The following is a 22,952-nucleotide window of genomic DNA, read 5'->3' as shown; positions in this document are numbered from 1 at the left end:
CTTCCCGGCTCGGACAACGCCGCCGCCCTCAGGCGTCCGGCGCGCCCACTGTCGAGACGCTCGCCTCCGGCGCCCCGGTGGTGCGGATCCAGGACAACGAGGTCAGAATGTCGAAGTTGGTATCGAGTTCGGTGGTGACGTCGGTGCGGTCCCAGAAGGCGCCCTCGTAGACCTTCGGCTCGATGCGCACATAACGCGCGCCGAGGAGCTGACGGGCCTGCGTGTTCACCGCGTCGACGCCGGCCTGGATGAAGAGATCCATCAGCATCAGCGGATTGATCGGATCCAGCATCCACTGCCGGTAGCCCCAATCGGCCGAGCCGTCGCGCAGATCGGGCTCCAGGTGCGTGCGATCGCCCGAGAGGTTGCGCGGCACGCCCAGCGACAGGACGGTGATGTCGGCCAGGTCCTGCTGCGTCAGCGAGTGGGTGAGCGCCATCATCGCCGGGTTGTTGGCGAAGATGCCCCCGTCGATATAGCCGGGCCCGATGCCCGTCACGCTCTGGTGGATCGGGTACTGAATCGGCATCGCCATCGTGCGCAGCGCGACGTCGACGATCAGCTCGCTGGCGCCCGGGTCGCCCGGCATGTTGGTGAACACACGGGTCGACCAGCGGCGGTGAGGCAGCACCGCCTCGGTTCCGGGACGGGTGATCTCGATGTGCGTGTCGATCGCGTCGAGCTGGAAGGCCGGGATCAGGACCGGGCGCTTCAGGTCCGACAGCAGGGCCGCCTCGCCGAAGGTCTCGTCGCAGAACGCCTTGATCTTGCTCTGGTTCATCGCCGCGGAGGTGCCCATCAGCATGCCCGCCAGCTCGATCGGCCCGGACGGGCCCTGGTTGCGCACCTCGTCCTCGAACCGCAGGATCGCCTCCAGCGCGACGACGGGGTCCTCGAACCAGGCGAGCAGCATCGCGTTCATCGCGCCCGACGACGTGCCGGCGAAGAGGTCGACGTCCTTGAGGAATGTCTTGCCCAAGGTTTCGGCGCGGCGCTCGATGTCGGACAAGAACACACCGGCCCGCCCGGCATTGCCGCCGTCCATCGCCAAGATACGGTAGGTCATTTCCTGGGTCCTTCCCATCGCTTCATTGTGTCGCCGCCCCGTTCGGGTGCGGTGGTGGAAGAGCTCTGCGCCGCGAGAACCTGTCCGAGCGCCGCCGCGAGGCCGGCGGCATCGTCGGGATCGAGCACGATAGACATATGGCTCCCGGCCACGGCGACCACGTCGACCGAGCCGGCGAACCGGGTGAGGTCGGCGACGGTCGGGTCCGCGCCCCGCGGCCGCGAACGATCGGCACGGAAGAGGACGACGCGGCCGCCGTAACGGCCGGGCCGATAGCGGATCGCGGCCATGGTGTTGAGGTTGAAGAGCCGCAGCGAGCGGACAAGCTCGCCGAGGACGCGCGGCCGCAGATCGCGCATCCGCGCCGGCAGGACGAGGCCGATCATGCGCGCCAGCACCGTCAGCTCGGCCCAGGAGCGCGGCCAGCGGACTTGCGCCATGTAGCGGGCCACCATCGCGAGACCCTTGGCGGCGCGCACCGGGGCCGGGCCTCGCACCGGGTTGTCGCTCTCCATCAGCCCGCAGTCGAACAGGGCGACGAGGTCGACGGCACCGCCCGCCGCTTCCACCTGCCGCGCCATCTCGAATGCGACCGGTCCGCCGGACGACCACGCCGCCAGCCGGAGCGGCCCCTGCGGCACGACCTGCCGCGCGGCCTCGACATAGTGCGCCGCCAGAGCCTCGACGGTGCGCAGCGGCCGCTCGCCGTCGACGAGGCCGACGGCCTGGAAGCCGTAGAAGGGCTGGCCCACGCCGAGGTGGCCGGCGAGAAGGAGGTAGCAGAGCGGACTGCCGCCGGCGGGATGGACGCAGAAGATCGGCGCCCCGCCGCCCTCGCCCTGCAACGGTACGACACAACCGGGCAACGGCGGGCGGGCCGCCGCCCCGTCGAGCGCCGCCGCCATCCCGGCGATCGTCGGCGCGCCGAAGACCGCCCGCAGCGGCAGCTCGCGCCCGAACTCCTTGCGGATCCGCAGCATCAGCCGGGCCGCCACCAGCGAGTGGCCGCCGACGGCGAAGAAGTCCTCGTCCCGGCCCACGCCGCCCCGGCCCAAGAGATCGGCCCAGATGGCGGCGAGCCGGCGCTCGGTCTCGGAGCGCGGCGCCCCGTCGTCTCCGCCGACGGCGCGGCCGTCGGCCCGCGCCAGTGCCGCCCGGTCGACCTCGCCGTCCGCCGCGCGCGCGATCGCGTCCACCGCCAGGAGCCGGACCGGCACCGCGGCGCCGAACCGGTCGGTGGGCGCCACACCGGCGGCCCGTTCCGTTTCGCCGGCGACGTAGACGGTGAGTTCCTCGAGCCCGCGCGGCGGCTCCACCAGACGGTCGCGGAGGTTGGGGTTGGTCCCGTCGAGGCCGATGACGAGGGCGGTGTCGCCTCCGGCCATCGCCGCGGCCAGCGACGCGAGCCCGTCGCCCGTGGCGATCGGCAGGAAGCCGCGTGCCGAGGCGAACTCGGCGAGGCCGAAGCGCTCGGCCATCGGGCTCGCCTCCCACTGGCTCCAATGCACGGCGAGAGCCTGGCCGCCGGCCGCGACCCGCTGCCGCGCCACGGCATCGAGTGCGGCGTTGGCGGCCGCATAGGCCCCTGCGCCCGCCCCACCGAACACGGCGTTGACCGAGCCGAACAGCGTCAACGCCACGTCCGGCCGCGCGGCGAAGATCTCCGCCAGATGGAGCGCCCCGGCGACCTTGGCGGCCAGCGCGGGGCGGAGCGTCGCCTCCGACTCCTCGGCGAGGGCGCGCCCGTCGGCCGCTCCGGCGAGGTGGAAGACCCCGTCGAGCGCACCGCCCGCCCGTTCCACTTCGGCGATCGCCTGCGAGAGCGCTGCCCGGTCGGCGAGGTCGGCCGCGCGGTAGACCACGCCCGGGCCCGGCGGCGGGGCGCTCTCGGCCGGCCGCCGGCCCAGCGCCACGACCGACGCGTCGCACCGCTCCACGAGCCATCGGCACAGGGCGCGGCCGATCGCCCCGTTGCCGCCGGTGACGAGATAGCGCCCCCCGCGAACCAGCGGCGCGGCGAGGTTGCGCGCCGGGTCCACCCGCTCCAGCCGCGGCACGAGACGCGCCCCGTCGCGCCAGGCGACCTCCGGCGCGTCCATCACGCTCTCCAGCGCCTCTATGACCGGTGCCGCCGGAGCGTCCGCCGGAAGGTCGAGCAGGGTGACGGCGACTTCCGGGATCTCATGGGCGAGGCTGCGAAGCGCCACCCGCAGGGCCGCCGCGGGCGGAGCCGGCACCACCCCGCCCGCCGCCAACGCGCCCCGCGTCACGACCACGAGCCGGCGCCCGGCGAGCCCGTCGCGCACCGCGTTCAACCGCTGCGCCAATGCCGCGACCCGCGCCACTGCGCGCACCACGTCCGCACACTGCGCGCCCGGCGCGTCCATGCCGGCCAGCATCACCGCATCGGCCGGCGCCGCGGCGAGCACGGCGCCGAGATCCGCAGCGCGGTCGGCCACGGGGACGGCCTGCCATGGGCCACGCTCGGCCCAGGCGGCACGCACGGGGTCGAGCCACGCCGGCACGTCCAGCGCGATCAGCGTCCCGGGGGACCCGCCAGGGGTTGCGACGCGCGGGCGCCATGTCTCGCGGTAGAACCAGGCCGGGACCGTGGCACCGGCGGCCGGCGCGAGCGCGTCGAGGCGCGCCTTCAGCCGGGTGCGCTGGATCTTGCCGCTCGTGGTCTTGGGAAAGTCCTCGCGGGCGATGGGCACCACGTGGCGCGGGTCGATGCCGAGGCGGGAGGCGACGGCGCCGCGCACCCTTCGGGCGACCACCGCCGCGTCGCAACCCTCCTCGACCACGAAGAAGACCGCGAGCCCCTCGCTGCCGGTCTCCTCGCTCGGCGCGGCGGTGGCGGCGGCGAAGGTCGGCGCGACCCCCGCCACGGCGTTCACGACGTCCTCCACCTCGTAGCAGTAGAAGTTGGCGCCGTTGACGACGATCGTTTCCTTCTCACGCCCGGTCAGCGCCAGGCCCCCGTCCACGATCACGCCGAGGTCGCCCGAGTTGAACCAACCGTCGCCGACGAAGGCTTGCGCGTCCGCCTCCGGGTTGGCGACGTAGCCCGGCGTCACCACCGCCCCGCGGATCTGGAAGCGACCGATCACGCCCTCCGGCAGCGTCGCCCCGGCGGCGTCGGCGATGCGGATCTCGACGCCCGGCACCGGTCCGCCCAACCGCACGAACGCCGCCTCCGGCTCCCCGTCGACCGGCACGCGCAGCACCCCGCCCAACGACGCTTTGGCGGCGCGGATCAGCGAGGCCGACCCGCGATAGCCGTTCTCGTAGGTCATGCATGTGCACGCCTCGGCCATGCCGAAGGCGGGTTGCATCGCCGTCCTGCTTAGCCCGAACGGGGCGACGGCGGCGAGGAAATCCTCGATCACCGGTGCCGTCACCTGCTCGCCGGCGTTCATGAGGTGACGCACGGTGGAGAGATCGAACCGGGCCTCCGGCGCTGCTGCGAGTGCCGTCGTCACCAGCTTGAAGCCGAAGTTGGGCGCCCAGGTCCGCGTCGCGCGGTAACGCGCGATGGCGCGGAGCCAGTGCAGCGGGTCGGCGATCACGTCGCCGGTCACCAGCTCCACCTGCTCGCAGCCGAGGTAGGTGTCCTTCAGGTGGCACGTCAGCAGCGGCACGACATGGTCGAGCGGTAACCAGTTGACGTCGACGTCGCCGGCATGGTCGCCGCACACGGCGATATCGCCGTGGATGTGGGCGACGACGCCGCCGTGGGTCACCTTTATGATCTTCGGCACCCCCGTCGACCCCGACGAGAGCTGCAGGAAGAGGACGTCCTCGGGGGCTGCCGGGTGCGGCACGGCCGGCTCCGCGGCGGCGAGATCTTCGAGCACAAGCACTGCGAGCGGCTCGCCGCCGGTATGCGCCGCGGCCTCGGCGAGCGGCGCCGCCAGATCCGCCGGCGCCAGGATCGGCGGCCGGTCCAGCAGGCGCCACGCGTTGGTGAGCTTCAGCACGGTGCCGCCGGGCTGCGCGTAGGTGGCGCTGACGGCGATCGTCACCGGCCGCAGGCCCGCCAGCACAGCGCCCCAGAAGGCCGGGAAATAGCGCCGGTGCTCGGCGACCTGCAGGATCACCGGATCGCCCGGCTTGAGGCCGCGCGCGGCCAGCCCGCCGGCGATCCGCAGCGCTTCGGCGAGGAGGTCCGCGTAGGAGAGCCGCGTCTCGGCGCCCGCGGCGTCGAGAGCGACGATGCCGCGGCCCGGCCAGTCCGCGGCGGTGCGCGACAGAGCCTCGGTCAGCGTGCGCGGGGCGTCCGGCGGCAGCACGAGCGGGCCGCCGGCGGCGTAGGCCGGCCGGCCTTCGGCGACGGGCGCGCCGCATTCGGCCGCCGGCCGCACCCGTGCGCGCGGGGTGAGCGCCGGGAGTTCGGCGGTGCCGGGCGCGAAGCTGCGCGGCCGCACGGCGACGGCAGCGTCGATGCCGGCCGCCCGCATCGCCGTCTCCACGCGGCGGGCGAGGGCATCGTCCACCACCGGAAGGCGTGCGAGGGCGGCTTCATCGGCCGTCCCGCGGGCATCGAGCGGGATGGCGGTGACCGGGAGGATGTGCTCCGGACGCGACCAGGGGGCGAGACGCTCGGCCAGCGCCGCGGCGAAACCGGGCGGCAAGGTCGCCGCGCGCGGCACCACGGCGAGGACGAGGACGTTGCGGCCCGTGGCCTCGCGGCGCACGAGCGCGGCGGCATCGGCCACACCCGCCAGCGCGCGCGCTGCGGCCACGACCGCGTCGAGGTCGACGAGCCGTCCGTCGACGAAGCGGCGTCGCCCCGCCATGGCGACGAGCTCGATCTCCTGATCGGCGCGGCGGCGGCGCACGACGAGATCGGTCGCTCGGCCGTCGACCGTCAGCGTTCCCGGCACGCCCGCCGGCACCGCGCCACCGCGGCGATCGACGATCTGCACCGCCCCGCCCGTCGGTCGGCCGAGCGCGGCCCCCGCGTCGTCCTGCGCCGAGGCCTGGCGGGCGAGGACCGGCCCGCCCGCCTGCGGCCAGGCGAGCACGCAGGTGAGCGCGACGCCCGCCTCGATCAGTGGCGCCAGCACCGCGGGAGCGAGCGGCTCGCCGCAGAGCGCGATCCGCCGCAACCCGCCTGCGCCGGGGCCGAGCTGCGCCAGCGTCGACGGGGTCAGATGGGCCGCGGTGATCGCCCGCCCGCCGATCCATGCCGCGAGCGCCTGCGGCCCGGCGCTCGGGGCGACGACCACCGTCGCGCCGGCGGCGAGCGGCCACAGCAGCTCCAGCAGCAGCGCGTCGGCGTGGAGGGAGGCGGCGAAGGGCACCCGGTCGCCGGGCCCGAGCGGCAGGATCGCGGCCGCGCCGTCGAGCTGCGCCGCGATCCGTCCGGCCCCGACCGCGACCGGTGCCTCCCCCGGCCAGACGACGGCGAAGATCCCCCCGTCCACGGCGGCGGGCCGTGTGCCGGCGCCAGCGAGGGCGGCCCCGGCGAGAACGGTCCCAGCGCGTGCGGCCGCATCGCTTCCGGCCGCGTCGCCGGTCTCGACGCGAGGCGGCGTGCCGTCCGCGCCGGGCGAGGTCGCCGCCGGTCGAGCCGGCGTGTCCACCGTGCGAGGCGGTGAGGCGGCGGCGTCGACGGATGCGGCCCCCGTGCGAGGCGATGCGGCGTCCGCTAGAGGCCGCATGTCTTCCGCAACGGAGGGGCCGGCCTCGATCCGCGAGGGCGTCGCGCCGCCCGGCGACGCTTGTCGGGCGCCCGACGGCGCGGCGTAGGGCGATGGCAGTGCGATCCGCGGTACGCCGTCCGGCACCGGAGCGCCGCCGTCGGCGACGATCGCGGCCACGGGCGGGGTGCGGGCGAGCTGCTTCGCCCGGCGCAGGGGCGCGTCGTCCGCCTCCAGCGGCAGCCAGGCTGCCCCGCGGCGCGCCACCGCCAGGATCGCCACGGCAAGGCCGACCCCACGCGGCAGCGCCAGCGCGACGACGTCGCCCTCTCCCACCCCCGCATCGGCGAGGGACGCGGCGAGCGCCTCCGCCGCATCGACCAGCGCCGCGGCGGTGAGCGACCGGCTGCCGTCCTCGACGGCGACCGCCCGGGGCGACGCGGCGGCGACGGCGGCGACGCGCTCCCACACCCCGCGCGCCGGAACGGCCGCCTCGGCCGCCCGGCGCTCGCGCATCAGCCGTGCGAGCCGCGCCCGCTTGTCCGCCGCGTCCGAGGATGGGGCGGAGGCGACCGTCATTTCGCGCTCGCCTCGTCCGGTTGCAGCTCGCGCAGCAGCCGCTCGACCTCTTCGTCGGAGAGGTGTTCCAGCTCTTCGGCGAGCGTATCGACCTCGCTCACCGCCTCGGCCGCCAGCGGGAGCGCCGAGACCGGAGCCGCCCCGTCGGCCAGCGCCCCACGCAGCAACGCCTCGTAGTGGCGGGCGAACGAGGCGACCGTCTCGGCGTCGAACAGGTCGGCGTCGTAGATCCATTGGAACGAGAGCCGCCCGTCCGCCAGCTCCCACACGTGCACCTCGAGGTCGAAGCGCGCCGCGCCCGTCTCCGCCTCCCAACGCGCCGACATCGTCAGCCCCTCGATCTCCAGCTCCGCCTTGCCCGCGTCACGCTGCAATACGAAGATGACGTCCGTGAACGGGTTGCGGCCGACCGCGCGCGGTGGCGCCAGCGCCTCGACGAGATAGTCGAACGGGATGTCCTGGTGGGCCAGCGCCTCGGCGACGACATCGCGCTCCTGCGCGAGAAGGTCGAGGAAGGACGGGTCACCGGCGAGATCGGCACGCAGCGGCACCATGTTGGCGAAGAAGCCGATCACCCCCTCGACCTCCGGCCGCACCCGCCCCGCGGCGATCGTACCGACGAGGACGTCGGTGTCCCCCGTCAGCCGGTGCAGGAGCGCGGTGAAGGCGCTCAGAAGCGCGGTGAAGAGCGTCGCGCGTTCCGCCCGCGCCATCGCCTTCACGCGCTCGGCGGTCGCCGCGTCGATCTCGGCGGCGGTGGTGGCGCCGCGGCGCAGCTCGGCCTCGCGGCGGGAGCGGTCGAACGGGAGCGGCGGATCCGGCAGCGGCGCGGCGAGCCGGCGGCCCCAAAAAGCGAGCCCCTCCTGCGCGCGCGGGCCGGCGAGCTGGTCGATCTGCCAGCGCGCGAAATCGCGGTAGCGCACCGGCAGGACCGGCAGCGCCGCTGCGGTCGTCTCGCCGCCGACCGCCCCGGCGCCGTAGAGCGCGGCGAACTCCTCGGCGAAGATCCCTTGCGACCACCCATCGGTGACGATGTGGTGCATGGTGACGAGGGCCCGGTGCACCTCGGGTGCCAGCCGCACGAGGCGCACCGCCATCAACGGCCCGGCCGCGAGGTCGAAGACGCGGCGCGCCTCCTGCGCGGCGACACGGTCGAGTGCGGCCTCGCGCGCCGGCGCGTCCAGAGCTGAGAGGTCGACCGGGTCGACCCCGATTTCGGCCCCGTCGACCACCCGCTGCACCGGCTCTCCGTCCACCACCGGAAACACCGTGCGAAGCGCTTCGTGCCGCGCCACGATGGTGGCGATCGCCGCATCGAACGCCTCCCGGCGCAGCGGACCCACGAGGTCGATGCCGACGGTGAAGGAATAGAACGGCGAATCCGGGTCCATCGTCGCCAGGAACCACATCCGGCGCTGCGCGAAGGAGAGCGGTGCGTCGCCGTCCCCGCCGCGTGGGATCGAAGCGCGCGCGCCGGCCTGCGCGCCGGGCTCCGCCGCGCCGAGCCCGTCGCTCAGCAGCACCAGCAGGCGGGCGATGGTGGGATCGGCCAGCAGCGCGTCGATCGGGAGGTCCACGCCGAGGTCGCTGCGGACCCGGTTGCGCAGCTGGATGCCGACCAGCGAATCGAGCCCCACCTCCTGGAGCGAGCGGTCGAACGCGAGCGGCTCGGACGCGTCGAGCATCAAGAGCGCGGCGAGGAGATCGGTCAGGTAGGTCGCGAGGCGGGCGGCGCGGTCGGGGCCGGTGGCGGCGAGCACGTCCTCGCGCAGCGCCGCGGTGCGCGCGGTCTCGGCCCGCTCGCGGCTCACCTCCTCGCGCACATCGGCAAAGAAGGGCACCGCGGCGCGCTCGGCCGGCGTGCCGTCGAGGAAGTCGGCCAGGCCGTAGGGGACGACGGCGATCGCCGGCTCGGCGCGGCCGAGGAGCCGCTCCAGCATGGCGGCGCCGGCCTCGGGCGTCAGCATCGCGCCGCCGAGCCGGTCCGTCGTGCCGGCGGCCATGCCGACTTCGGCCCACGGCCCCCAGTCGATCGCCAGTGCCGGCAGGCCCTCGGCGCGGCGCCAGGCGGCGAGCGCATCGAGGAAGGTGTTGGCGGCGCAATAGTTCGCCTGTCCCGGCGCCCCGAGCAGCCCCGTCAACGAGCCGTAGAGCACGAAGACGTCGAGCGCGCTGGCGCGGGTCGCGGCGTGGAGGTTGAAGGCGCCGGCCACCTTCGGCGCCATCACCGCACGAAAGCGCTCCATGCCGAGCGTCGTGACGAGGCTGTCGTCGAGCCCGCCGGCGAGGTGGAAGACCCCCCGCAGCGGCGCCTCGCCGGCGTCGATCCCGGCCACCAGCCGGGTGACGGCGGCGCCGTCGGCGACGTCGAGCCGGGCGAGGGTCACCGTTGCGCCGGCGTCCGCGAGGCGCGCCAGCTCGGCCTCCGCCGCGGCGCCGGGCGCGGAGCGGCCGACGAGGGTCAAATGCCGCGCGCCCTTCTCCACCAGGAAGCGGGCGAGATGCAGGCCGAGCCCGCCGAGGCCGCCGGTGACGAGGTAGGTCCCGGCCGGGTCGGCGGCGAAGGCCCGCGCCGCCGGCGTCGTCTCGCGCTCCGGCGTCAGCACCACCTTGCCGATGTGGCGGGTGGTCTGCATGAAGGCCATCGCCTCGGGCAGCCGCTCGGCCGCGAACGGGGTGGTCGGCGGCGGAGCGATGGCGCCGGCGGCCATCCGCTCCAGCGGCTCGGCCAGCATGCGGCGCAGCAATGCCGGGTCGTCGCGCGACAGGGCGTCGAAGTCGACCACATGATAGGCGGCGTCGGGGCGCGCGGCAGCCATCTCCGTCGCGGTCCAGATGTCGCGCCGGCCGATCTCCACGAACCGCCCGCCCTGTGCCAGTGCGGCGAGGTTGGCCTCCATCAGCTCCGCCGGGAGGGAGTCGAGGATCACGTCGACACCGGCGCCGCCGGTGGCCGCCCGCACCACGTCGGCAAAGTCGCCGGAGCGGGAGGACGCGATGTGAGCGATGCCCATCCGGCGCAGGATCTCGTGCTTGGCCGGACTGGCGGTGGCGATCACCTCGGCACCCAGATGGCGTGCGACGGCGAGCGCCATCAGCCCCACGCCGCCGGTCGCGGAGTGGATCAGCACGGTCTCGCCCCGCTTCAGCCCGGCGAGGTGCGTCAGCCCGTACCACGCCGTCAGCGTCACCACGGGGAGCCCCGCCGCGGCGACGAGGTCGACCCCCGTGGGGGCGGCGAAGACGGAGCCTGCCGCGACCGTGACGTGACTGGCGAAGCTCCCCTGCGCGATGGCGACCACCGCGTCGCCCACGGCGAGATCGTCCACACCGGGACCGACGCGGACGACGCGGCCGGCGCATTCGCTCCCCGAGAGGCCGAGGTCGCCGGGGTAGAGGCCCATCGCGCCCAGCACATCGCGATAGTTGAGGCCCATCGCGGCGACCTCGATCTCCACCTCCCCGGCGGCCGGGGCGCGGCGCTCCAGCGCCCGGGCGGACACGGCGGCGAACCCCTCGCCGGCCCCGCTGACGAGGCGGAACGGGCCGGCCGGCAGCGTCACGCGCCCCGCCGTCAGCCGCGTGAAGCGGGCGGCGCGGCGGCGCGCCCCCCGCCAGGCGACTTCGGTCTCGCCGTCCGGCGCACGGATCTCGCGCGTCAGCCGCTCCACGGCGCCGCCCGGCTCGTCGTCCGCCGGGTCGAGGTCGACGAGCGTGAGCGCCAATTCCGGGAACTCGTGGCCGATCGCGCGGGCCATGCCGGCGAGCGGCGCCGCGGCGAGCCCCGCGGCCGAGGGCGCGAGGCTCGCCGCACCGCGGGTGACGACGGTGATGCGCACTGCCGCGCTGCGCTCGGCGGCGACGACGGCCTGGACGAGCGCCAGGAGCGCCGCGACGCCCACCTCCGCGGCCGCCAGCATCCCCGCCCCGTCGTCGACCGGCGCCGGCTCGACGACGAGCACCACGGCCTCCACCTGCGCCAGCCCGTCCGCCTCGGGGACGGCGGACACCACTGCCGCGCCGAGCGCCGCGGCCAGTTCCGCGGCGACAGGTCCGGCCCCGACGACCAGCGTCGGCCGCTCCACCGGCGGCACGGCGAGGTCCGGCGGCGCGTCACGCCAGGCGAGGACGTGGGTGCGCTCGGCCATGGCGGCGGCATCGCTCCCGAGCACCGTCTCGCGGCTCACCTTGCGCGATTCCAGCCCCTCGATCACGGCGACGACGACCCCGTCCGGTCCGGTCAGCACCATGTCGGCGAGGTGCCGCCCGCCCTCGCCCGTGTCGCGGATCGTGGCGGTGCCGGTGAGGGCCGCCGGCACCGGGCCGAAGACGGCGAGCCGCTCCAGCCCGACCGGCAGGTAGGTGCCCTCGCCGATCGTCCCGGTGAACACCACGCCGATCGCCTGGAAGCAGGCGTCGAGCAGCGCCGGGTGCAGGGTGAAGGGTTCGGCCGGACCGGCGGCGGCCGGCAGGTGGATCTGTGCCCGCACCACACCGTCGCCGGCCTCGATCGCCCTCACCCCGCGGAAGGCCGCGCCATAGTCGAGCCCGCGCTCGGCATAGGCGGCGTAGACGGCCGCGGGATCGATCGGCGCCCCGGCGGCATGGGGCGGCGGCGCGGCCCGCGGGTGCGAGGCGGGCGCGCGGGCGAGGCGGCCTCTGGCATGGAGCGTATCGTCCTCCTCGCCGAGGCTGTAGACGGCGAAGTCGAACCGCCCGCCGTCGACCGGTACCAGGGCGGTCTGCACCAAGGTCGGCCCCTCGCCGAGGGCGAGCGCGGCGCGGAAGGCGACGTCCCGCACCTCGACCGGCCCCTCGCCCCATTCGGCGCGGGCGGCGGCGAGTGCGGCCTCGAGGAAGCCGGTCGCCGGCACCACCGGAGCGCCGAACACGCGGTGGTCGGCGAGGAAGGCCGGCTCGTCGGCCGCCAGCACCGTCTCGTGACGGACCTCCCGCGCGCCGGGCGTGCGCAGGCGCGTTCCCAGGAGCGGGTGCGTCCCGGCGGCGCGGCGGCGGATCGGGGCGGCGGCGGACGGCTCGACCCAGAACCGGCGCCGCTCGAAGACGGTGCCGGGCAGCTCCACCCGGCGTCGGCGCCACGGCGCGTGGAAGTTCGCCCAGTCCACCGCCGCCCCGGCGACGTGCAGGCTTGCGAGCGAGCCGAACATCACCTCTTCGTCGAGATCCGGGCGCGTCAGGCTGGGGAGCCACCGCGTGGTTTCGGCGTCCGCCGTCCCCTCCAGAGCCTCGCGGCCCAGCGCGGTCAGCACCGGCTTGGGGCCGATCTCCAGGAAGGTGCAGATGCCGGCGCCGTAGAGCGCGTCCACCGCGTCGCCGAACCGCACCGGGGCCATCACGTGGCGCACCCAGTAGGCCGGATCCGCCAGCTCCGCCCCGGCGAGCGCACCGGTGACGTTGGAGACGATCGGGATCGTCGGCGCCCGGTAGGTGATGGTGCCGGCGAGCGCACGGAACGGCTCCAGCATCGGCGCCATCAGCGGCGAATGGAACGCGTGCGACACCGTGAGCGGCCGTGTCCTCACCCCCTCCGCCGCCAATGCCGCGGCGATCGCCTCGACGCTCGCCGCTGCCCCCGACAGGACGAGGCTGCGCGGGCCGTTGACGGCGGCGATGGCGACGCCCTCGTGGGCGGCGATGTGGCGGACGACGCTCGCCTCGTCGGTGGCCACCGAGACCATCGCGCCCTCGCGCGGCAGGTCCTGCATCAGCCGCCCGCGGGCCGAGGCAAGGGTCAACCCGTCCTCGAACGAGAACACGCCCGCGACCGCCGCCGCCGCGATCTCGCCGACGCTGTGGCCCGCGACCATCGCCGGCGCGATCCCCCAGGCGCGCCAGGTCGTGGCGAGCGCATATTCCAGCACGTAGAGCGCGACCTGCGTCGCGTGCGTGGCGTCGAGCCGCTGCATGTCGCCGCCGGCTGCGAAGACGAGGTCGGGCAGCGGCGCGCCGAGCGTGTCCCGCAATATGGCCGACGCCCGGTCGACCACCGCGCGGAATCGCGGCTCGGCCGCGTACAGCGCCCGCCCCATGCCCACGTATTGCGACCCCTGCCCGGTGAACAGGAAGGCGATGCGCGGCGGTTCGCCGGACGCCATGCCGGCGACCCCCGCCCCACCGTCCGCGAACGCGGCGAGCCGGCCCGCGACGTCCGCCGCATCGGCCCCCACCACGGCGAGGCGATGGGGAAAATGCCGCCGGCCGGTGGCGGCGGTGAACGCGGCGTCCCCGAGCGGCGGCGCGTCCGGGGCGGCAAGGCGCGCGGCATGCGCCTGGGCGAGCGCCTTCAGCGACGCCTCGCTGCGCGCCGAGAGGACGTAGGGCTGGCGGGTGCGGTCGGTGGCCGCCGCCGGCGCCTCCGGCGCGTCCGGCGCCTCCTCCAGGACGACGTGGACGTTGGTGCCACCGATCCCGAACGAGTTGACGCCGGCGCGGCGCGGATGGTCGCCCCGCGGCCAGTCGGCCAGCCTGTCGACCACGCGGAACGGGCTGGCGGCGAAATCGATGTCGGGATTGGGGGCGGCGTAGTGCAGGTTGGCAGGGATCTGCCGGTGCTTCAGCGCCAGCACCGCCTTGATGAGCCCGGCCACCCCCGCCGCCGACTCGAGGTGCCCCACGTTGGTCTTCGCCGAACCGATGCCGCAATAGCCCGTGCGCGCGGACGTCGCCCGGAACGCCCGCGTCAGCGCCCGAACCTCGATGGGGTCGCCGATCGGCGTCGCGGTGCCGTGCGCCTCGACATAGTCGATCGTGTCGGCCGAGACGTCCGCCGCCGTCAGCGCCGCGGCGATGACGCGCGACTGACCGTCGACGCTGGGCGCGGCAAAGCCCACCTTGTGGTCGCCGTCGTTGTTGAGCGCGGTGCCACGGATGACGGCGTGGATGTGGTCGCCGTCCGCCTCGGCCTCCTCCAGCCGTCGCAGGACGACGATGCCGACGCCGGAGCCGAACAGCGTCCCCGATGCGCCCGCGTCGAAGGTGCGGCAATGGCCGTCGTGGGAGAGGATGCTGCCCTCCTCGTAGAGGTAGCCGCTCGCGACCGGCACGCGCACCGTCGCCCCGCCGGCGAGCGCCATGTCGCACTGGTGGGTCAGCAGCGACTCGCACGCGAGCGAAACGGCGGCGAGTGCGGTGGAGCAGGCCGTCTGCACCGTGACCGCCGGCCCGTCGAGGCCGAGCTTGTAGGCGACGCGCGTCGCCAGATAGTCCTTGTCGTTGCCCAGCACCGTCTGCAGCGAATCGGTGTGGCCCTCGCCCGGCTTCAGGTTGAACAGAAGGTAGGACGAGATGCTGGATCCGCCGTAGATGCCGATGCGTCCGTCGAACTCGGAGGCGATCCGGCCGGCATTCTCCAGCGCCAGCCACGCGTGCTCCAGGAAGAGGCGGTGCTGCGGGTCCATCAGCTCGGCCTCCTTCGGGCTGATGCCGAAGAAGGCGGCGTCGAACATGTCGACGTCCGTCAGCGCGGGTGCCGCGCGGACGTAGTTGGGGTGACGCAACAGCGCAGGGGCGACGCCGGCGGCGAGCAGCTCCTCGTCGGTGTAGAAGGTGATCCCCTCGCGGCCCTCCACCAGCAGGCGCCAGAACGCGGCGATGTCGGGCGCGCCGGGGAACCGGCCGCTCATGCCCGTGATCGCGATGGCGTCGTCGAGTTGGCTCACGTCGGTCGTCCGGTCTCTGGCTTGCGGGAGAGCGCGCGTTTGCGCCGCTCGGTGCGTGCCCTGGCGGCGCGCGCGTCGATCTCGTCGCGCTCGGTTTCGGCGAGCGTGTCGGAGGTTCCACCGGCCGCCATCATCGCCGCCAAGGAGGCGACGGTGGGGTTCTGGAACATGTCGATCAGCGCCAGCGCCGCTCCGTGCTCGGCCTTCAGGCGGCGATGGAGTTGGACGAGGTGCAGCGAGTTGGCGCCGAGGTCGAAGAAGTTCGCCTCTGGCGCGACGGACGGCTGCTCCAGGATCTCGGCCATGACGGCGGCGATCGCCGCCTCCACCGCGCCGCCCGCCGCCCCCGTCGCTACCGGCGCCGCCGGAGCGGCGGGCGCCGGCACGGCGAGAGCGCCACGATCGACCTTGCCGTTGGCCGTCAGCGGCAGCGCGTCGCGGAAGACGAACGTCGCCGGGACCATGTAGGCCGGAAGCTTGCGCCGCGCCCAGGCCTTCATCGCTTCGGCCGGGTCCGCCGGCGCCGGATGCGCACGGCCCCACTGCGCGGCCCATGCCGGGTCCACGACGCCGCCGACGAAGCCGTGCACCACGACCTCGCCCTCGACACCGAGGCGTGCCGTGAGCGCCGCCTCGTCAACGTGGCCGATGGGGCAGAGGCCGATATCCTCGCGCGGCGCCGCGTCCATCAGCGCCTGCCCCGCATACCCGGCCTCCAGCAAGGCGAAGTCGCGGGCGAGCCCGCCATAGAGCGGGCGGATGGCATCGAGCCGGCCCACTAGGAACACCGCGAACGCCGCCGCCTCGTGCAATGCGCGACTGGCACCGGGGAAGACGCCGGCGACGTCTCCCGCTCCAAGGTGCACCAGGGCATGGCGGACCGGGTCGAGGTAGTAGAGCCCCCCGTCGAGCCCTTCCGCCATGCCGGCCTTCACGGCGACATAGCACTGCACCGGGTTGAGGCTGGAGGCCGACGGGTAGCGGAACTTTGGCAGCGGCGCGCCGTCGATCTCGATCCCCTGGAGGCTCGCCAGCAGGGCGCCGAATGCCGCCAGCGGGACCGGCGTATCGAGGAAGCGGCGGTGGCTCTGCCGCGCGAGGAAGGCCGCCCGTCGCGTCGCGTCCACGGCGCCACCGGGCAGCGCGACGACGGTCTCGCCCGTCCCGGTCGGACGCTGGCCGAGGCGGCGCATCTGGAAGTCCATCCGCGCGAGCGGGTCGGTCAGGACCCCCTCGGCGAGGTCGCCGAAATCGTCCGGCACGGCGGGCGCCATGACGACGTGGGCGACCAGCCGGCGATGGCCGGCGCGGTCGGCCGGAGCGGATACGGCGGCGGCGGCGACATCCGGGTGGGCGGCGAGCGCAGCCTCGATCTCGCCCAGCTCGATGCGGTATCCGCTCACCTTCACCTGCGCGTCGCGGCGGCCGAGAAACTCGATCACGCCACCCTCGACATAACGCCCGAAGTCGCCGGTGCGGTAGAGCCGCTCACCCGTCGCGGGGTGAATGACGAAGCTGGCGGCAGTCTTCTCGGCGTCCTTCCAATAACCCTGCGCGAGACCGGCGCCGCCGATGTAGAGTTCGCCCGCAACGTAATCCGGCACCGGCGCCATGTCCCGCCCCAGGACGTGAAACACCTGGTTGGCGAGCGGCTTGCCGTAGGGGATGCCGGCGCGCGCCGGGTCGACGTCGTCCGCCGGGTGCGCGATCGACCAGACTGCCGCCTCCGTCGCCCCGCCGAGGCTGACCACGGCCGCCTCCCCGAGCGCGCGGATGCGGCCGGGGAGCGTGACCGGGATCCAGTCGCCGCTCAACAGGACGAGCCGCAGCGAGGCCGGCCAGGACGCGGGGTCCATCTCGGCGGTCTCGACCAGCATCTGCATCAGTGCCGGGACGCTGTTCCACAGGGTCACCCGGTGGCGTTGCGCCAGATGTGCCCAGGCCGCGGGATCGCGCGCGATCTCGGGCGCCGGCAGGACCAGCGCCCCGCCCGCACCCAGCACGCCGAAGATGTCGTAGACCGAGAGGTCGAACCCCAGCGCCGAGAGTGCGAGCACGCGGTCCTCGGGGCCGACGCGCCAGCGCGCGTTGATGTCGGCGAGGGTGTTCCAGGCCGCGCGATGGTCCAGCATGACGCCCTTGGGGAGCCCGGTGGATCCGGAGGTGAAGATCACGTAGGCGAGATCGTCGACATTGTCCGGAGCGGGCGGGCTCGCTCCCGTCCCGCGGAGCCGGTCGACCGCGATGCGGGTGACGCCGCCCGGCCAGGCGACCGCGAGAGTGGACTGCGTCAGCGCGAGGTCGACGTCCCCGTGCGCCAGCAGGTAGGCGATGCGCTCGCCCGGCAGGTCGGGGTCGACCGGGAGGTAGGCAGCGCCCGCGCGGAGGACGCCCAGCACCGCCGCGACCTGCTCCCATCCCTTGCGCGCCAGCACCGCCACGAGCCGGCCCGGCCCCGCCCCCGCGGCGACGAGCCGGGCGGCGATCTCGGCCGATCGTGCGGCGAGCTCGCCGTAGGTCATGGTGCGCTCGCCGTCGATCAGCGCGGTGCGCTCCGGTGCCTCGGCGGCGCGGGCGAGGAATCCCGCTTCCAGGCGCTGCACGGGCAGCGGTGCGGCGGTGGCGTTGGCGGCCGCGCGCGCGGCGAGCTGGGCCGCCGGGACCAGCGGTCCGACCGGCGCGGCCCATGCGGCGGGCGTTTGCGCGAGACGTTCGACGAGACCGGCATAGGCGGCGAACATCGCGTCCAGCAGACCGGCGGGGAAGATCTCTTCGACGGCGTCCCAGTTGAGGACGAGCGCGCCGTTCCACTCCATCACCTGATGATCGAGCCAGACCTGCGGGGTCTGCGCCACCGAGGTCACGAGGTCGCCGAAGCGGGTCGGCGCGGCGCCCTCCTCCAGGTCGAGGACGCTGGTGAAGACCACCGGCATCTGCGCCGCGGTGCCGCTCTTGCGGCTCTGGGCGAGCGCGCGCAGCACGTCGACGCCGCCGAAGGCGCGGTGGTCGAGATCGCTCCAGAGCCGGCGCTGAACCGCCCGCGCGCGGTCGGCGAAGGGCAGCGTCTCGGCGCAGTCCACCGCGACGAGCGTCAAGGTCGTGAAGTCGCCGACGAGGCGAGCGACGTCGTCGTGGAGCGGCGTGCGGTCGAAGGTGGTGAGGTTGACGGTGAGGCGCGGGTCGTCCGACCAGCGGGCCAGAACCTCGCCGAACGCGGCGAGCAGTGCGGCGGAGACGGAGACCCCCGCCTCACCCGCCGCGCGCCGCAGCCCCGCCCAGGCCGGCGCCGCGACGAGATGGGTGCGCCGCCGGAAGGTCGGCGTCGCGACGGTGGCAGGGTTCTTCGCCAGCGGGAGCTGCGGCGCGGCGGGGAGATCCTCCAGCCGCGACAGCCAATAGGCCTCCGCCGCCGCCCGCGCCGCCGCGTCGCCCGCGCCGCGAACCGCGGTGACGTAGTCGCGAAAGGTGATCGCGGGCGCCGGCGCCGCGAAGGCACCGCGCGCCATGAACTCCGCCCACTCGCGGAACAGCACCAGGAGGCTCGTCGCATCGGCGATCAGCGCGTCCATGGAGATGTGCAGCCGCACCGCCCCGCCGGCGAGCCGCGAGGCGCCGATCTCGAACAGCGGCCAGGTGTCGAACGGCATCACCGCGTCGATCATGCGGGCGCGGCGCGCGGCGAGATCGGCCTCGGGATCGGCGGCGTCGGTCAGGTCGTGCGTGTCGAAGCCGTAACGCGGGACCTCGGGGAGGACGCGCTGCCGGCCGTCGTCGTCCACCACCGCGCGCAGCATGTCGTGCCGGACGACGAGGCGGTTCCACCCCTCCTCCAGGCGCGCGACGTCCCAGTCGCGGTCCTCCAGCTCCAGGTAGATCCGCGTCGAGGTGTTGCCGAGGTCGAAGGCGGCGTTGCGGCCCAGCCAATAGGCCTCCTGGATGTCGGTCAGCGCGAATGGCTCGTGTCGGGCGGCGGCGGCGTGGATGACGGTCGCGGCAGCCGCCGGCGCGGCGGCCTCGGCCGCGTCGACCTCGCGGGCCAGGCGCGCGACGGTGGGCGCCTCGAACAGGGTGCGGATCGGCAACGCAACGGCGAAGTCCGCGCGGATGCGAGCGATCAGCCGCGTCGCGAGCAGCGAGTGGCCGCCGAGCGCGAAGAAATTCTCCTCGCAGCCGACCGGACGGTTCAGAAGCTCCGCCCAGAGGCTGGCGAGCCGCGCCTCGGTCGGCGTCGCCGGGGGACGCCGGTCGGTAGCGCGGGCGGCCGGCACCGGCAGCGCACGGCGGTCGAGCTTGCCGTTGGCGGTGGTCGGCAGGCGGTCGAGGAGGATCACCTCGCTCGGCACCATCACCTCCGGCAGCCGCGTCCGCAGCGCCGCCAGCAGCAAGTCGGGATCGAGCGGGCCGGGATCGAGCGGGCCGGCGGGTCCGGCGACGAGTGCGGCGACCGGTCCGGGCGGGGCATGGGGCGCGAGCCCCGGCCGGCGAGCGTAGACGTAGAAATTGGTGCCGGCGTCGTCCTCCAGCTGCCAGTCCCGCTCGACCGTGACGGCGAAGCCGCGGCCCTCCAGCAACGCCACGACGCGGGCGAGCCGCCCGTCAAGGTCGTGCACCTCCACCGCGACCTGCGCGACCTTCGGCCAATCGGCCTCGCTCAGGCCGGCGAGCACGTCCGCCTCGGCCTTCTCGACGTTGATCTTCAGCAGATCGACCCGTTCCAACCCCTCACGCGCGATCACCGCGGAGAGCGTCTCCAGCGGCACGCTCAGCGTCTCGGCCCGGAAGCGATCGTCGAGCAGTTCACCCAGCAGCGTGCCGAGGCCATGCGCCTCGTAGTCGGCGCCGTCGTGCTTACGCACGAAGGATTCCACCACCGCGCGGTCGTCGGCAGCGTCGGCGTAGAGGCCGGAAAGGATCGAGAAGCCGGGATAGAAAGTGAACTCGGCCGCGCCCGCCGTGGCGGCGATGGCGTGGCGATGCACCCTCGCGCGGGCGCCGTAGCGCGCCGTGTTGGCCGCCGCGAGATCGGCGACCGCGGGGTTGGGCTCGAACGCGTGGATCGTGACGCCGGGCGCGGCGAAGTGCGCCGCCAGCGAAAAGAGGCCGATATTGGCGCCGACGTCGAGCACCGTCGCTCCCGCCGGCAGACCGATGCCGTGTTTGAAGTAGGCGTTTTGTTCGAACATTTCCTCGTAGAGGAAGTCCGTCTCGTTGCGGTTCAGTTCGGCGACCATCAGCCCGTTGGGCAGGCGCCGCGCCGGGGGCTCCGCCCGCGCCGCCGCCACAACGTAGGCCACGAGACGCCGTGCCTCGCCCTCGCCCAGCGTCACCACCGCGGCGTCCTCGACGCCCGGCACCGCCCGCAGCGCGGCGACGATCTCGCCCGGCTCGATACGGTGGCCGCGCAGCTTCACCTGGTCGTCGATCCGGCCGGCGAAGGCGAGCGTTCCGTCCAGGCGCCACCGCACCCCGTCGCCGGTGCGGTAGACCCGCACGCCATCGTGCTCGATGAACCTATCCGCGGTCGCCGCCGCGTCGCCGACATAGCCGGCCGCGACCCCGGCACCGCCGATCATCAGCTCGCCCACCACGCCGACCGGAACCGGCCGCAGCGCCGCGTCCACCACGTGCGCGGTGACATTGGCGAGCGGGGCGCCGATGACGGGCTCACCGCCGGTGATCTCGGCGACGGTGGCGTCGACGGTGGTCTCGGTGGGGCCGTACATGTTGAAGGCGCGGAACGGGGCGCGCGCGAGCGCCTCCCACAGCGCCGGGTCGATCGCCTCGCCACCGACGAGGACGCGCTGCAACGTGGCGACCTCGGCCAGCCCGGCGTCCATCAGCGCCGCCACGTGGAGCGGCGTCGCGTCCAGCACGTCGATGCGGCGCTCGCCGAGCCAGGCGACGAAGGCGGGCGGATCGGTCCGCACCCCGTCGGGCACGATGTCGAGCGTGTGGCCGGCGGTCAGCTGGACGAGTTGCTTGACCGAGGTGTCGAACGAGAGCGGACCGTTGACGGCGACACGCCACGTCCGCCGCGCCGGCGCCTCCAGCCGCATCGCCAGCGCGCCGGCGAGGTGGGCAAGGTTGCGGTGCGTCACCGAGACGAGCCGCGGCGTCCCGCTCGAGCCGGACGTGAACATCATGTAGGCCGGGTCGTCCAGGGTGGCGCGCGCGGCGACGCCGGCGGCGGCCGGCTCGTCCCGGTCGACCCGCAGCGTGGCACCTTCGACGAGGGCGTCGGTGTCCCCGTCCGTCAGGACGAGGCGGCCGGCGACGGCGGCGACGGCGGCCGCGATCCGCGAACGCGGCCATCCGGTGTCGAGCGCGACGTAGGCGGCGCCGAGGCGCCAGCAGGCGAGGATCGCGGCGATCTGGTCGACGCCGCGCGGGAGCACCATCGCCACCCCCTCGCCCGCCACGACGCCGCGCGCGGCGAGCCGACCGGCCAGCGCCCCGGCCTTCGCGTCGAGCTCGGCGAAGGTGAGCCGGGTGCCGGCGTGGTGCACCGCCGGGGCGTGCGGGCTGCGGGCGAGCGCCTGCGCGAACGCCGCGTCCAGTGGCGCGAGGTCGACCGGGCGTGCGGTATCGTTCCATGCGGCGATGGCGGCGACGTCGGCGGTGTCGGCGATGGAAAGGTCGGCGAGCGGGCGGTCCGGGGCGGAGACGAGACGGTCCAGCAGGGTGCGGTAGCGTTCGGCGAACCAGGCGATCTCGGTGTCGGTGAAGAGGTCGCCGGCATACTCGAACGTGCCCAGCAGCGGCCCCTCGGTCTCCTTGACGGAGAGGCCGAGATCGAACTTGGAGGTGCCCGGATCGATCTCGACATAGTCGACCGAGAGGCCGGCCGGCTCCATCGCCTCCGGCAGGCGCTGCAGGTCGAACATCACGCTCGCCAGCGGCCGGCCGGTGACGGTGCCGGCCCCGCGCAGGTCGGCCATCAGCGCCTGGAACGGGTAGCGGTGGTGACTCTGCGCCTCCAGGACGCGGGCCTGCGCGTGACGCACGAGGTCGCGGAAGGTGGACTGCGGGGCGACGTCGAGGCGCAGCAGCACCGTGTTGATGAAGAGGCCGGCCACCGGCGCGAGGTCGGGCCCGTCGCGCACCGTCATCGGCGCCGCGATCAACACCTCCTCCTGGCCGGCGTGGCGCGCCAGCAGCAGCGCCAAGGCGGCGCCCATGGTGGTGAAGAGGGTCGCGTTCTCGCCGCGCGCGAAGGTGCGCAGGCGGCCGGCGAGGTCGGCGGCGATCGTCAGTCTGGCGTGCCCGCCCCGCCCGGAGGCGACGGTGCGCGGGCGCCGGCCGTAGGGCAGTGGCGGCAGCGGCAGATCGCCGGCGAGCCGCTCGGCCCAGTACGACCGGTCGGCGTCGAGGGCGCCGTTCGCCAGTGCGGCACGCTCGTCCGCGGCGAAGTCGGCATATTGGAGGGGGAGCGCCGGCAGGGCCGCCTCGCGCCCCTCCGCCATCGCCCCATAAACCGTGAACGCCTCGCGAAAGACCAGGACGGCGGACCAACCGTCGAGCACAACATGGTGGACGACCAGGGCGAGGAGCGCCGCCTGCGGCTCGGTCCGCACCAGGCGCAGACGAAGGAGCGGCGCACCGTCGAGCGCGAAGGGGGTACGGATCGCCTCGCGCACGATGGCCCGCGCATGCGCCTCGCGGGCCTCCGCGGTGGTGCCGGCGGCGTCCTCGGCCAGGATCGTCACCGGCTGCGGCGGCTCGACGACCTGGGTCAGGCCGGCCTCGGTCGCGACGAACCGGGTGCGCAGGATCTCGTGCCGGCGCACCACCTCACCGAACGCGGCGGCCATGCGCGCCACGTCGAGCGCGCCGCGCACGCGCAGCACCACGGCCTCGTTATAGTGGGGGCTGTCCGGTGCGAGCGACTGCTCGAACCACAGCCGCTCCTGGGCGAAGGATGCCGGCAACGGGGAGCCGTCGCGCACACGCAAGGGCGCGGGCGCCGGCGAACCGGGGCTCGCC

The 22,952-nt window shown here is 74.6% G+C and carries 4 protein-coding genes; all 4 read right to left on the bottom strand.

Annotated features, from left to right (window positions below; all coding sequences use genetic code 11):
* Positions 1-28 precede the first annotated feature (28 nt).
* Genes MRB58_RS21290 through MRB58_RS21275 form a run of 4 tightly spaced genes read right to left on the bottom strand, consistent with a single transcriptional unit; the run spans position 29 to position 22,897 of the window.
* Entirely contained in the window at positions 29-1,066 is a 1,038-nt protein-coding gene (locus tag MRB58_RS21290) for a patatin-like phospholipase family protein (RefSeq protein ID WP_244779087.1), read from the bottom strand.
* The gene (locus tag MRB58_RS21285) at positions 1,063-7,290 is read right to left on the bottom strand and encodes an SDR family NAD(P)-dependent oxidoreductase (RefSeq protein ID WP_244779086.1); all 6,228 of its coding nucleotides are present in this window, start codon (positions 7,288-7,290) and stop codon (positions 1,063-1,065) included. The genes MRB58_RS21290 and MRB58_RS21285 overlap by 4 nt, the downstream gene beginning before the upstream one ends.
* Positions 7,287-14,969 (bottom strand): type I polyketide synthase, encoded by a 7,683-nt coding sequence (locus MRB58_RS21280; RefSeq protein WP_244779085.1) that lies wholly within the window; start codon positions 14,967-14,969, stop codon positions 7,287-7,289. Before MRB58_RS21280 ends, MRB58_RS21285 begins: the two co-directional genes overlap by 4 nt.
* A complete protein-coding gene (locus tag MRB58_RS21275; RefSeq protein WP_244779084.1) occupies positions 14,966-22,897 on the bottom strand; it encodes a non-ribosomal peptide synthetase in 7,932 nt (2,643 codons plus the stop codon). The genes MRB58_RS21280 and MRB58_RS21275 overlap by 4 nt, the downstream gene beginning before the upstream one ends.
* Positions 22,898-22,952: the final 55 nt, after the last annotated feature.

Source organism: Acuticoccus sp. I52.16.1, from assembly GCF_022865125.1.
In the GTDB taxonomy this organism is placed as follows: domain Bacteria; phylum Pseudomonadota; class Alphaproteobacteria; order Rhizobiales; family Amorphaceae; genus Acuticoccus.
This window is presented reverse-complemented; position numbering and strand designations above follow the sequence as displayed.

Bases quoted from the DNA above. Each gene is read 5' to 3' on its own strand.
- MRB58_RS21290 (WP_244779087.1), bottom strand. From the start codon at position 1,066: ATGACCTACCGTATCTTGGCGATGGACGGCGGCAATGCCGGGCGGGCC.
- MRB58_RS21285 (WP_244779086.1), bottom strand. From the start codon at position 7,290: ATGACGGTCGCCTCCGCCCCATCCTCGGACGCGGCGGACAAGCGGGCG.